The sequence below is a fragment of the Streptomyces sp. Mut1 genome (assembly GCF_030719295.1).
Lineage (GTDB): Bacteria > Actinomycetota > Actinomycetes > Streptomycetales > Streptomycetaceae > Streptomyces > Streptomyces castrisilvae.
This window is the reverse complement of sequence record NZ_CP120997.1, coordinates 333,809-346,708: the sequence shown is the minus strand read 5'-3', so window position 1 is coordinate 346,708 and position 12,900 is coordinate 333,809. Positions and strand designations below refer to the sequence as shown.

Here is a 12,900-nt window from a genome sequence, read left to right as displayed (position 1 = left end):
CGAAAACTGCGCGAGATATTGCGTTCACATGTCGACGCTGGTTGAGTGTGCCTCGCCCCGGCAGTCAGTCGGCCGAGGGCCATCCACGCTCATGCCCAAAGGGGATCATCGATGAGAAGTGCTGGGTTGCGCCGCACACGCCGTATCAGCCGTGCCTCCGCGGCTGCCCTTGTCACCGCACTTGCCCTGACCTCGCTCGCCTCCTGCGGCACGAGCAGCAGCAAGGACGACGATTCGAGCAGCTCGTCCAAGGGGTCGTCCGACCCTTCGGCTCCGCTGGACCCGAAGACGAAGGTGACGATCTCGATCGACTGCATGCCGCCGGCGGCCAAGGCCGCGGAGCTGCGTGAGTGGAACGAGGACATCAAGACGTTCAACGAGAAGTACCCGAACGTCACGATCAACGGGAAGTCGACCCCGGGCCAGTGCAACGAGCCGCCCCGCTTCACCGCCATGCTGAAGGGGAAGTCGCAGCCCGACGTCTTCTACGCGTACTTCAGTGACCTCCAGCAGGTCCTGGACAACGACGGGGCCGAGGACATCTCCGCGTACGTCACCGACAAGACGGTGCCCGCGCTGAAGGACATCCAGACCCAGGTCGTCGACGTGGCCCGCAAGGACGGCAAGCTCTACGGCCTGCCGACCAGCAACTACACCATGGGCCTGATGATCAACCGGAAGCTCTTCACCGAGGCCGGTCTCGACCCGAACAAGCCGCCGGCCACCTGGGAGGAGGTCCGCACCGCCGCCAAGAAGATCGCGGGCCTGGGCAAGGGCATCTCCGGCTACGGCGAGTACAGCGCCGGCAACAACGGCGGGTGGCACTTCGCCGCGACCCAGTTCGGCCTCGGCGGGGACGTCGTCGACGCCTCCGGCAAGAAGGCGGCCTTCAACGACGCCAACGGCAAGCAGGTCCTCCAGCAGCTGCACGACATGCGCTGGGAGGACGACAGCATGGGCAAGACCCAGCTGCTGAAGTGGGGCGACCTCCAGAAGCAGATAGCCAGCGACAAGCTCGGCATGTTCCTCGCCGCGCCCGACGACATCGCCTACATGGTGCAGCAGCTCGGTGCCGAGTACGAGACCTTCGGCCTGGGCCCGATCCCCGGCGCCGAGGGAACCCTCTTCGGCGGCAACAACTACCTGATCAAGAAGGGCAGCTCGCCCGACCAGATCAAGGCCGCCATCGCCTGGCTCAACTTCAAGAACCTCACCCCCGGCAAGGGCCAGTTCGACTGGGCCCGCACCAAGGCCGACAAGCTCCCCGTCGGCCTCCCGCAGCCGAACTTCTTCCTCGGTGAGAGCAAGACCAAGGACGACGCCGCACGCGCCGAGAACGCGACGATGCCCGTCGAGAACTTCAAGGCCTTCATGGACAACCCCGTCCCCGGCAAGGCCGAGCCGCCGAAGGCGCAGGAGATCTACAAGATCCTCGACAACGCCATGTCCGGCGTCCTGACCAACAAGAACGCGGACGTCGACAAGCTGCTGTCCACCGCCGAGAAGCAGGTCAACCAGGTTCTGGCGAACCAGTAACGGACGCGCGGGGCCGGGTCACGCGGACCCGGCCCCGCATCCGAACCCCGTGCGCGTACCGCGCTCGACGTTCACCGGCACCGAGGAGACACCATGTCGGCCCCTACCCTGTCCCCCCGCAAGGCGACCAGGCCTCGCCCAGGACATTCAGGCCCCGCACGCCGGGACTCCGCCCGCGAGGAGTTCCTGCGCGCCGTGCGCCGCAACATCTCAGCCCACGGCTTCCTCATCGGAGCGGTGCTCTGCTTCTCGCTCTTCTCCTGGTATCCGATGGTCCGGGAATTCATCCTGGCCTTCCAGAAGAACGAGGACGGCAAAACCACCTGGGCCGGCTGGTCCAACCTGACGTACGTCTTCAACGACCCGGCGTTCTGGCAGGCCTGGCGCAACACCCTCCTGTTCACCGTCCTCGCCCTGCTGCTCGGCTTCCTCGTCCCGTTCGTCATCGCCGTCGTGCTCAACGAGTTCCGGCACGGACAGGGCTACCTGCGGCTCCTGGTCTACCTCCCCGTGATGCTGCCGCCGGTCGCCTCGGTCCTGCTCTTCAAGTACTTCTACGACCCCGGCTACGGCCTCTTCAACCGCATCCTGGCCATCTTCCACCTGCCCGAACAGCAATGGCTCCAGGACACCACCACCTCGATGCTCTCCGTCGTCATCGCGGCGACCTGGATGAACATGGGCGGCGCGACGCTCATCTACCTCGCCGCGCTCCAGGGCATCCCGGGCGAGCTGTACGAGGCGGCCGAGCTCGACGGCGCGGGACTGCTGCGCAAGATCTGGCACGTCACCATCCCGCAGACCCGCCTCATCCTCTCGCTGCTGCTGCTCATGCAGATCATCGCGACGATGCAGGTCTTCACCGAACCTTTCCTGCTCACCAACGGCGCCGGCCCCGAGGGCTCCACCACCACCGTCGTCTACCTCATCTACCAGTACGCCTTCAACTTCAACAACTACGGCAGCGCGGCGGCACTCGGCCTCGTCCTGCTCGTCGTCCTCGCGGGCTTCTCCGCGGTGTACGTACGACTGAGCCGCAGCAGCGAAGACTAGGACGGGAGCACACCATGGCATCGAACACGCTGGTCTCCCGGCGCGGGAGCACCGCACGCAAGTCGGCCCGGCGCGGGAACGAGGGCGCCGCCGACCGCAGCCGGCAGCGCACCCTGATCTCACCGGCCCAGCTCGGCAGACGCCGCGGCAAGGTCTTCTACTGGGTCGTCTTCGCCCTGGTGATGGTCCTGTTCACGGTGGTCTTCCTCGGCCCCCTGTACTGGATGGTCACCGGCGGCCTCAAGACCACCCAGGAAGTGGTGCAGAGCCCGCCCACCGCCTTCCCCAGCTCCATCCACACCGAGAACTACAAGCAGGCCTGGACCGTGATGGACCTGTCCAGGCTGCTCTTCAACACCCTGTACTACGCCTTCGGAGCGCTCGCCTTCCAGCTGATCTTCGACGTCGCGGCCGCCTACTCGCTCTCCAAGCTGCGGCCGGTGTTCGGCAAGGTCATCCTCGGCATGATGCTGGCCACCCTGATGATCCCCGCCACCGTGCTCGTCGTCCCGCAGTACCTCACGGTCCTGGACGTGCCCGTCTTCCAGCGGAACCTCGTCAACTCGCCCTGGGCAATCTGGCTGCCGTCGGTCACCAACGCCTTCAACATCTTCCTGCTGAAGCGGTTCTTCGACTCCATCCCCGGCGAACTGCTCGACGCCGCCGCCATGGACGGCGCCTCACCCCTGCGCACCCTGCGCTCGATCGTCCTGCCCATCTCCCGGCCGATCCTCGGAGTCGTCTCCATCTTCGCCGTCGTCGGCGTGTGGAAGGACTTCCTCTGGCCGATGCTCACCCTGCCCGACCCGAACAAGCAGACGCTCAACGTGGGCATCTACTCACTGGCCAGCGGTGTACCGGAGAACGTCCTCATCGCCGCACTCACCATCGCCTCGATCCCCACGCTGCTCATCTTCCTGATCTTCCAGCGCAACATCATGAGCGGTCTGACCGCGGGCGGCCTCAAGGGCTGACCCCCGCCCCGGGGGCACGCCCCCGGACCGCCACCCCCTCAGCACTCCGCCGCCGGCCCTTCCATCCTGCCCCGCTTGCCGGGCCGGCGGCGGAGTACCACCTGCCCGAAAGGAACGCCACGTGGCAGCCAACCGTCCGTCCGAGGCCACCGCACACTGGTGGCGCGACGCCGCCATCTACCAGATCTACGTACGCAGCTTCGCCGACGGCGACGGCGACGGTACCGGCGACCTGGCGGGGGTACGGGCCAAGCTTCCCTACCTCGTGGAACTGGGCGTGGACGCGCTCTGGTTCACCCCCTGGTACCTGTCGCCCCTGGCCGACGGCGGCTACGACGTGGCCGACTACCGCACGATCGACCCCGCCTTCGGCACCCTCGCCGAAGCCGAGAAACTGATCGCCGAGGCCCGCGAACTGGGCATCCGCACCATCATTGACATCGTGCCCAACCACGTCTCCGACCAGCACGCCTGGTTCCGCGCCGCCCTCGAAGCCGGCTCCGGCAGCCCCGAGCGCGACCTCTTCCACTTCCGCAAGGGACGCGGCGCGAACGGTGAGATCCCCCCCAACGACTGGGTCTCCGAATTCGGCGGCACCCCCTGGACCAGGCTGGAGGACGGCGAGTGGTACCTCCACCTCTTCGCCACCCAGCAGCCCGACCTCAACTGGGCCCACCCCGCCGTCCGCCAGGAGCACGAGGACGTGCTGCGCTTCTGGTTCGAACGCGGCGTCGCCGGCGTGCGCATCGACTCCGCCGCCCTGCTCGCCAAGGACCCCGCGCTGCCCGACTTCGTCATCGGCACCGACCCGCACCCCTTCGTGGACCGGGACGAACTGCACGACATCTACCGCTCCTGGCGCGCCATAGCCGACGAGTACGGCGGGGTCTTCGTCGGCGAGGTCTGGCTCCCCGACACCGAGCGGTTCGCCCGCTACCTGCGCCCCGACGAACTGCACACCGCCTTCAACTTCAACTTCCTGGCCTGCCCCTGGGAGGCCGGGCTGCTCCGGACCGCCATCGACGACACCCTCGCCGAGCACGCCTCGGTCGGCGCGCCCGCCACCTGGGTGCTGTGCAACCACGACGTGACCCGGACCGTCACCCGCTACGGCCGCGCGGAGACCGGGTTCGACTTCGCGGCCAAGACCTTCGGCACGCCCACCGACCTGGCTCTCGGCACTCGCCGGGCCCGCGCCGCGGCCCTCCTCTCGCTGGCCCTGCCCGGCGCGGCCTACCTCTACCAGGGCGAGGAACTCGGGCTGCCGGAGGCCGACATCCCGCTGGACCGCATCCAGGACCCGATGCACTTCCGCAAGAACGGCACCGACCCGGGCCGGGACGGCTGCCGCGTCCCGCTGCCCTGGGCGGCCGGCGAACCGTACGCCGGATTCGGGGCCACCACGGACCCCTGGCTCCCGCAGCCGGACGGCTGGTCCGGGTACGCCGCGGACGTGCAGAACACGGACCCGGACTCGATGCTCGGCCTCTACCGCGAGGCCCTGCGGCTGCGGCGTGCCGAACCCGGCTTCGGGACCGGAGGGGAGCCCGGCATCCAGCGGCTGACCTGGCTGGACGCCGCGCCCGGCGTGCTCGCCTTCGCCCGTACCGACGGACTCCTGTGCGTCGTCAACCTGGCCGCCGACGCCGCGGCCCTGCCCCCGCACAGCGCGCTGCTGCTCGCCAGCGGCCCCCTGGACGAGACGGGACGCCTCCCGCAGGACACGGCGGTGTGGCTGCGCGCCTGACACCGCCGCGGCCGCACCCCGGCCCGGTCGCGGACGCGTGGGAGCGCGACCGTGACCGGGCCGCAGGTTCGCGGCCGGGCCGGGGCTGCGGCACAGTGGGCATATGGACGCTCCCAACGATCTGAACGCCCTCGCCGCCGAGCACCTGGCCGCCGCCCGCACCTCCCCGCACGGCCGCAGCGCCCACCTCCTGCTCCACCAGGACCCGCTGCGCCAGACCGTCATCGCGCTGACCTCGGGCTCCGCGCTCGACGAGCACAACGCCCCGCCCGCCGCCTCGCTCCAGGTGCTGCGCGGCTCGGTCCGGCTCACCGCCGCGTCCGGCGACGTGGAACTGGCTCCCGGCCGCCTGCACCCGATCCCGCAGGAGCGGCACGGGCTGCTCGCCCTGGAGGACGCCGTCGTCCTCCTGACGGCCGTCAATCCCTGAGAACGCCCCGCCCCTGGCCGGTTCTTCGCGGTGACATCCTCCGCGAAGATCCGGCCCGGCCCTTGTGGGAGCGCTCTCAGAATCGGCACGATGACTCCGTGACCCAGCTCCCCGGCCCACGGCCCTACCACCCCGGCGACCGCGCCGCCCTCTCGGACATCTGCATACGCACGGCCGCGGGCGGCGACGACGTCCGGCACCTGTACCCCGACCCCGAACTGGTGCCGTCGATCTTCGCCACGCCCTACGCAGTCCTGGAGCCCGACCTCACCTTCGTCCTCGACGACGGCACCGGCCGCGCGGTCGGATACATCCTCGGCACCGCCGACACACCGCGCTTCGTGAAGCAGTTCCGCGAGCGGTGGCTGCCCCGGGTGGAGGACCGCTATCCGCGCCCCGAAGGCCCGCCGCGCAGCCCCACCGACGAGATGGCCTCCCTCCTGCACGACCCCGAGCGGATGGTCCTGCCCGAACTCGCCGCCCACCCCGCCCACCTGCACATCGACCTGCTGCCCGACTGGCAGCGCAAGGGGTACGGCAGGGACCTGATGCGCACCTTCCTCGCGGCCCTGAACACGAGAGGGGTCGCGGGCGTCCATCTGTCCATGCTCACCGCCAACACCCCGGCCAGGGCCTTCTACGACCGGCTCGGCTTCAGCGAGATCCACGTCCCCGACCCCGGGCCCGTCACCTACCTGGTACGGGGCACCAAGGCGGATCTGTAGGACCTTTCGTCACTCCGGAGGGTGCCGCCGGGATTCGCTGGGCAGGTACTCGTTGACCGCCGCCGCCGGGCGGCGTTCCGGCTGGGAGGCGTGTGACGTGAGGGAACGGACCGGGTGGCAGTTCACCGACGACCGCGGGCAGTTGGCGGCCCGCGACGAGCGCCCGCAGCGGGTGCTCGCCTACATCCAGGCAGGCGCGACCCTGTGGGACCACGGGATACGGCCGGCCGGCCTGTTCGGCTCCGGCCACGACGACCCCGCCGCGCCCGACGCGGCGAAGACCGGCTCGCTCCCCCTGGACGAGATCGCGTACGCCGGGGCGGGCCCCACCCTGGACGTGGACGCGCTGCTGCGCGGCGCGCCGGACCTCGTGGTCGCCGTCAGCTACGGCGGCGGCCAGGTCTACGGCCTTGACCCGGAGACCGCCAAACACCTGGAGGGCCACGTCCCCGTCGTCGTCATCGACGTCGGCCAGGCGCGCACCCTCGCCGAGATCGGTGAGCGCTTCGCCCAACTGGCCCGCTCGCTCGGCGCCGAGGAGCCCGCGGCGGCGACCCGGGAGCTGGACGCCGCCAGGAACCGGCTGCGCGCGCTCAACGCGGGAGGTGACGGGCCGACGGTCCTCGCTCTGTCACCGGCGGGCCAGGAACAGGCGCACCTGGCCCGCCCCCGCATGTGGCCCGAGCTGCGGGTGCTGAGCGAACTGGGCGTCAACCTCGTGGAGCCCGCCGAAGGGCCCGGTGCCAACTGGTCCACGACCGCCTACACCGAGGCCGCCGGCCTGCGCCCCGCCGTCGTCCTCGCCGACATCCGGTCCAACGCCACGCCGCTGGACGAGCTTCGGTCCAACGCCGGCTGGACGGCCGTCGCGGGCGCGGCCCGGGTGGTGCCGTGGAACCCGGAACCGGTGTGCAGCGCCCATGCCCACGCCAGGTTCCTGGAGCTCGTGGCCGACGCCCTGGAGAACTGAGGACACCGGCCGCCCGCCGGCGGACACATTCGGGCCGGCTGCCCGCACCCTCGGCGGTGCCTGCCGCGTTGGCCCTTCGGTGGGTCCGAACGAGGCAGGGGAGGTCCGCGGCATGGCGCGGGAGAAGGACACGACCGTGGTGACCGGCCTGGGCCTGGTGACGCCCGTGGGCGCCGACGAGGACGCCTTCTGGGCCGGCCTGTGCGCGGGCAGGTCGGTGGCCAGGCACTGTACGGAACTGGCCGGTCTGCCGGCCGACTTCGCCTGCCGGGCCGACGGGAGCGACCTGGACGAAGCGGTCGGCGGGCGGGCCGGCTGGCGGATGGCGCGGTTCGTGAAGCTGGCCCTGGTCGCCGCGCGCCGCGCCGTCGCCGACGCCGGGCTGCGCCCGCCGGGCTGGGACGGCGACCGGGTGGGCGTCGTGCTGGGCGTCGGCGTCGGCGGCGTCACCGCCCTCGTGGACAACGTCCGCAGGCTCGACAGCGGCGGCCCGCAGGCCGTCTCCCCGCTCCTCGCCCCGATGATGATGCCCAACGCGGCCGCCGGCGAGATCGCCATCGACCTGGGGGCCCGCGGCCCGAGCCTCGCCCCGGCCACGGCCTGCGCCTCGGGCGCCACCGCCCTCGCCACCGCCCACGACCTCCTGGCCACCGGCCGGTGCGACATCGTGATCGCGGGCGGCGCCGAGTCCGTGCTGACCCCCCTGGTGGTGACGGCCTTCGCGCAGATGGGCGCGCTGTCCACGCGCACCGCGGACCCGTCCGCCGCGTCCCGGCCGTTCGCCGCCGACCGCGACGGCTTCGTCCTCGGCGAGGGCGCCGCCGTGCTGGTCCTGGAGCGGTCCGGGCACGCGGCGGCCCGGGGAGGCAGGGCGCGGGCCGTCCTCGCCGGGGCCGGGGCCGCCACGGACGCCCACCATCCCACCGCCCCCGACCCCGGTGGCCACGGCGCCCGGCGCGCCGTCGAAGCGGCCCTGGACGGCGCCGGATGGGCCGCGCACGAGGTCGACCACATCAACGCCCACGGCACCTCGACCCCGCTGAACGACGCGATGGAGGCCGGCCTGATCGCCCGCCTCTTCCCCCACCGCCCCTCGGTGACCGCCCCCAAGGGCGTCATCGGCCACACCCTCGCCGCCGGCGGCGCGATCGAGGCCGCCGCCACCGTGCTGACCCTGGAACACGGCGTCGTCCCGCCCATCGCCAACCTGGAGGCCCCGCCCACCGAGTGGGACATCGACTGCGTGACCAAGCAGCCGCGACACCAGCGGGTGGAGCGGGCCGTCAGCCACTCCTTCGGCTTCGGCGGACACAACGTCGCGCTCGCCTTCGAACACATCCGGCACGCCGGCAGGTGAACAACTGCGCGATCACGGTGTCCTGACGGTGCGCCGGTCGTTCCCCGTGTATGACCACCACTCTCGACAGCCCCGACGCCCCGGGGACCGGTGCCGACCCCCTCGCCCGCCCGCTCACCTCCGTGCTCCTCGGCGCCGACGCCCACCGCGAGCACGGCTTCTGGCGCCGGCTCATCGCCACCGAACCGTTCCGCCTGCCCACCGGGCCGCGGACGGGCGGCACCCCGGAGGAACGCCTCGCACGCGCGTACGCCCGGCTGCGCACCCTCAACAACGCCCTGGACAGCGCGGCCCGCCCGGCCTGCGACCCCCGGGCCCTGGCCGCGCTGCACGAATGGCTCGCCCCGGTCGACCCGGCGCTCGCCACCATCGCCGGCATCCACTACAACCTCTTCCTCGGCAGCCTCATCGACCACGACACCGGCTGCCCCCGCGACCTGTCGGACTACCTGCTGCTGCGGCGCACCGGGACGTTCCTGTGCACGGAGGTCGACCACGGGAACGACGCCGCCGCCATCGAGACGACCGCCACCTACGACCCCGTACGCGACGGGTTCGTCGTGCACACCCCGCACTGCGGCGCCCAGAAGTTCATGCCCAACACCGGACCGGCCGGCGGCCCCAAGTCCGGGCTCGTCGCCGCCCGCCTGATCGCCGACGGCACCGACCACGGCGTCTTCCTCCTGCTCGTGCCGCTCACGGACGCCGCCCGCCCACTGCCCGGCGTACGCGTCCGCAGGCTCCCGGCACGGATGGGCAGCCCCGTCGACCACTGCCTGACCTCCTTCGACCAGGTCTTCGTACGCCGCGACGCCCTGCTCACCGGCCCCCAGGGGCGGATCGACGACGACGGGGTGTTCCGCAGCGCCACCGAGGGCCGCCGACGCCGCTTCCTCGCCTCGATCGCCCGGGTCGTCACCGGCCGCATCTGCATGAGCGCCAGCGCCGTCGGCTCCGCCCGCGCCACGCTGGCCGTCGCCGTGCGCTACGGCGGCCACCGGTACGTCTCCGCGGGCCGCCGCTCGCCGCGGGTGCCGGTGATCGCCCACCGCAGCCACCACGGGCCGCTCGCCGAGGCCATGGCCACCGTCTTCGCCATGAGCCTGCTGCACCGCAGGGTCCTGGACCGCTGGGAGGCCGCCGCGGCGGGCCTCGCGGCCGAGCGCGAGGCGGCCGAGCGGCTGGTCGACATCGCCAAGGGGTGGATCACCTGGCGGGCCCGCGAGGTGATCGTCGAGAGCCGGGAACGCTGCGGCGCCCAGGGCCTGCTGGAGAACAACGGGCTGACCGCGCTCGTCACCGGGGTGGAGGGCGCCATCACCGCCGAGGGCGACAACCTCGCCGTCCACGCCAGGGCCGCCGCCGCCATGGTCTTCGCCGCCACGGCCGGCCCCTCGCACGAGCCGGCCGCCCCTCCGCCGGCCGGCGACCTCACCGACCTGCGGTTCCTGGCCCGGCTCCTGGAGCGGGTGGAGGAGATCCACTTCGCGCGGGCCGCGGCGCGCATGGCCCCGGTGGCGCACGGCGACCCGCTGGAGCGGTGGAACGCGGCGTCCGGACCCGCACTGCGCGGGGTCGAGACGCACGCCGCCCGGCAGGCCGCCGAGGCGTACGCGGACGCGGTCGACGCCCTGCCCGCCGGGCCGGACCGCGACCGGCTGGACGAACTCGCCCGGCTGTTCGCCCTGGGCCAGGTCGCGCGCGGCAGCGGGGACCTGCTCGCGGCGGGCCACCTGGGCGCCGGCCAGGTCGAGGACCTCACCGAGTGCGTCGAGCGGCTGATCGGCGCGGTGGCGCCCCGGCTGCCGGAACTCGCCGACTCCTTCGCGTTTCCCGGCGAGGTGCTCGCCGACTGGCCGATCACGGGGGCCCGTTACGCCGACGCGTACGACGACCCGGACGCCCACTGGCACACCGCCGCCGCCCGGAAGGAAGCGGGGGAGAGCCGATGACGGGCGCGCGGACGCGTCGCGCGGCGGACGCCGGACAGGCCCTCGTGGCAGGCGCCGTACTCCTCGCCTACTGGAGCACCGTCGCCCTGTTCGCGCGCTGGTGCGTCCCGCCGCGACCGGGCAGTGGCGAATCGGTTCGCCGCAAGGCGTAACCGGAACGACGCTGCCGAGTTACTCCGGCGTCGGGTGACGCGCGCCGCCGCCCGGACGCCCCCACCGGATGGGAATGAGGAAAGGAAGACCATGAGCACGATTCACCCCCGGATCACCGACGTACTCAGCCGTACCTTCAAGGTGCCCGTGGCCGAGATCCTCCCGGAATCCACGATGGACAGCCTGGACATGGACTCTCTCGCGGTCGCCGAGTTCGCCGTCGTCCTCAGGGAGACCACCGGGGTCGAACTGGACTCCGCCACCCTGCACCGGCAGACCACCCTCGCCGCTCTCACGGAGTTCCTCCACGCGTCGGCCGACGGCGGGGCCCCGGTGAGCAACGCCCGATGAAGACACCGGCCATCGCCGTCACGGGGCTGGGCATGATCACCCCGGTCGGCAACGACACCGAGTCCACCTGGGACGGCGTGTGCGCCGCCGTCAGTCCCGCCCGCACCGTCGCCGCGCTCGAAGGGTGCGAGATCGACTTCGCCTGCATGGTCGACGGCATCGACCTGGACGCGACGGTCGGCCGCCGTACGGCCTTCCGCATGGGCAGGTACGTCAAGTTCGCGGTACTCGCCGCCCGCGAGGCGGTCGCCGACGCGGGCCTCGACCCGGCCGGCTGGGACGGCAGCCGGGTCGCCGTCGTCGTCGGCACCAGCAGTGGCGGTTCCGCCCACCTCACCGACCAGGCGCTGGTGCTGGAAAGGAGGGGGCCGGAGGCGACCTCGCCGGCCGGCGTCCTGCTGACCATCCCCAACATGCCGGCCGCCGAGATCGCCATCGAGATGCGGGCCACCGGCCCCAGCATGGCCCCCTGCACGGCCTGTTCGTCGGGCGTCACCGCGCTGTCGGTCGCCCGGGACCTGCTCGCCACCGGGCAGTGCGACGTGGCCATCGCGGGAGCCACCGAATCGACGGTCTTCCCGATCGCCATGACCGGATTCGCCAGGTCCGGGGCCGCCGCCCGCGCGGACGGCGACCTGTCCCGGCTCAGCCGGCCCTTCGCCGCCGACCGGGCCGGCCTCGTCATGGGAGAGGGCGCGGCCGTCATGGTGCTGGAGCGGGCGGACGACGCCGAGGCCAGGGGCGCCGAACCCCGCGCCCTGCTCGCCGGTACCGGCGCCACCACGGACGCCCACCACCCCACCAGCCCGCACCCCGACGGCCGGATCGCCCAGGCAGCCGTCGAGGCCGCCCTGCGCGACGCGGGCTGGCGGGCCGAGGAGGTCGAGCACATCAACGCCCACGGCACCGCCACCCAGCGCAACGACGCCGCCGAAGCCGCGCTCATCAGCCGTGTGTACCCGCACCGGCCCCCCGTCACCGCACCCAAGGGCGTACTGGGCCACTGCATGGGCGCGGCCGGGGCGATCGAGGCCGGGCTGACGATCCTCACACTCCAGCGCGGAGTCATCCCGCCCGTCGCGAACCTGGACGCCCCCGCGCCCGGGTTCGACATCGACTGCGTCACCAAGCAGCCGCTGGTGCGGCCCGTCGGCCGCGCCATCAGCCACTCCTTCGGCTTCGGCGGTCACAACGCCGTGGTGGCGCTCAGGCGCCCCTGACCGCCGGGCCGGCCGGTGGCGGACGGGGCCGTCCGCCACCGGCTGTTACCGCCGCTGAGCTGCGCGGACGCTCGTGGCAGCGTGCCGGAGCTCGCCCGCGCGCTCGCCCAGCAGCCGCGCGAACTCCTGCTGGACGAACCGACCAGCCATCTGGACATCCAGCACCAGCTGGAGCCGCTGTCGCTGGTCGCCGCACTGCCGCTGACCGCCGTCATCGCCCTGCACGACCTCAATATGGCCGCGACGTTCTGCGACCGGATCGTGGTGATGAGCGGGGGACTGGCGGTCGCGGGCGGCACCCCGGACCAGGTGATCACCGAGGAGCTGATCGAGGACGTCTACCGGGTGCGGGCCGTCGTGACACCGGAGGGTCCGCAGGGGCGGCCCTCGGTGCGCTTTTGCCCGCGGTGGCCCTGAGCGGGACCGGCCCGG

At 72.3% G+C, this 12,900-nt stretch carries 11 protein-coding genes and 1 pseudogene; all 12 read left to right on the top strand.

Going from position 1 to position 12,900, the window contains the following annotated elements:
- Positions 1-111: 111 nt before the first annotated feature.
- Complete coding sequence (locus P8A18_RS01375; RefSeq protein WP_306050944.1) at positions 112-1,536, top strand: extracellular solute-binding protein; 1,425 nt, start codon at positions 112-114, stop codon at positions 1,534-1,536.
- Between the two features lie 93 nt (positions 1,537-1,629).
- Complete coding sequence (locus P8A18_RS01370; protein ID WP_306050942.1) at positions 1,630-2,589, top strand: carbohydrate ABC transporter permease; 960 nt, start codon at positions 1,630-1,632, stop codon at positions 2,587-2,589.
- Positions 2,590-2,603: 14 nt separating this feature from the next.
- On the top strand, positions 2,604-3,563 hold the full coding sequence (locus P8A18_RS01365; RefSeq protein ID WP_018551025.1) for a carbohydrate ABC transporter permease: 960 nt from the start codon (positions 2,604-2,606) through the stop codon (positions 3,561-3,563).
- A 121-nt stretch (positions 3,564-3,684) separates the two neighbouring features.
- Positions 3,685-5,310 carry a glycoside hydrolase family 13 protein gene (locus P8A18_RS01360; RefSeq protein WP_306050940.1) on the top strand — a complete coding sequence of 542 codons (1,626 nt, stop codon included), beginning with the start codon at positions 3,685-3,687 and terminating at the stop codon, positions 5,308-5,310.
- Positions 5,311-5,413: 103 nt separating this feature from the next.
- Entirely contained in the window at positions 5,414-5,740 is a 327-nt protein-coding gene (locus tag P8A18_RS01355) for a cupin domain-containing protein (protein WP_018551027.1), read from the top strand.
- Positions 5,741-5,838: 98 nt separating this feature from the next.
- Entirely contained in the window at positions 5,839-6,465 is a 627-nt protein-coding gene (locus P8A18_RS01350; protein WP_306050938.1) for a GNAT family N-acetyltransferase, read from the top strand.
- Between the two features lie 97 nt (positions 6,466-6,562).
- Positions 6,563-7,435, top strand: coding sequence for a substrate-binding domain-containing protein (locus P8A18_RS01345; RefSeq protein WP_306050937.1), 873 nt, complete (start codon positions 6,563-6,565; stop codon positions 7,433-7,435).
- Between the two features lie 112 nt (positions 7,436-7,547).
- The gene (locus tag P8A18_RS01340; protein ID WP_306050935.1) at positions 7,548-8,792 is read left to right on the top strand and encodes a beta-ketoacyl-[acyl-carrier-protein] synthase family protein; all 1,245 of its coding nucleotides are present in this window, start codon (positions 7,548-7,550) and stop codon (positions 8,790-8,792) included.
- Positions 8,793-8,842: 50 nt separating this feature from the next.
- A complete protein-coding gene (locus tag P8A18_RS01335; RefSeq protein ID WP_306050933.1) occupies positions 8,843-10,744 on the top strand; it encodes an acyl-CoA dehydrogenase family protein in 1,902 nt (633 codons plus the stop codon).
- Between the two features lie 243 nt (positions 10,745-10,987).
- Entirely contained in the window at positions 10,988-11,248 is a 261-nt protein-coding gene (locus P8A18_RS01330; protein ID WP_306050931.1) for an acyl carrier protein, read from the top strand.
- The gene (locus P8A18_RS01325; protein ID WP_306050929.1) at positions 11,245-12,468 is read left to right on the top strand and encodes a beta-ketoacyl-[acyl-carrier-protein] synthase family protein; all 1,224 of its coding nucleotides are present in this window, start codon (positions 11,245-11,247) and stop codon (positions 12,466-12,468) included. Before P8A18_RS01330 ends, P8A18_RS01325 begins: the two co-directional genes overlap by 4 nt.
- A gap of 87 nt (positions 12,469-12,555) precedes the next feature.
- A pseudogene (locus P8A18_RS01320) lies at positions 12,556-12,885 on the top strand (ATP-binding cassette domain-containing protein); the annotation flags it as partial.
- Between the last annotated feature and the right edge of the window lie 15 nt (positions 12,886-12,900).

Coding starts and splice junctions, on each gene's coding strand:
- P8A18_RS01375 (WP_306050944.1), top strand. CDS start 112: ATGAGAAGTGCTGGGTTGCGCCGCACACGCCGTATCAGCCGTGCCTCC.
- P8A18_RS01370 (WP_306050942.1), top strand. CDS start 1,630: ATGTCGGCCCCTACCCTGTCCCCCCGCAAGGCGACCAGGCCTCGCCCA.
- P8A18_RS01365 (WP_018551025.1), top strand. CDS start 2,604: ATGGCATCGAACACGCTGGTCTCCCGGCGCGGGAGCACCGCACGCAAG.
- P8A18_RS01355 (WP_018551027.1), top strand. CDS start 5,414: ATGGACGCTCCCAACGATCTGAACGCCCTCGCCGCCGAGCACCTGGCC.
- P8A18_RS01340 (WP_306050935.1), top strand. CDS start 7,548: ATGGCGCGGGAGAAGGACACGACCGTGGTGACCGGCCTGGGCCTGGTG.
- P8A18_RS01335 (WP_306050933.1), top strand. CDS start 8,843: ATGACCACCACTCTCGACAGCCCCGACGCCCCGGGGACCGGTGCCGAC.
- P8A18_RS01330 (WP_306050931.1), top strand. CDS start 10,988: ATGAGCACGATTCACCCCCGGATCACCGACGTACTCAGCCGTACCTTC.
- P8A18_RS01325 (WP_306050929.1), top strand. CDS start 11,245: ATGAAGACACCGGCCATCGCCGTCACGGGGCTGGGCATGATCACCCCG.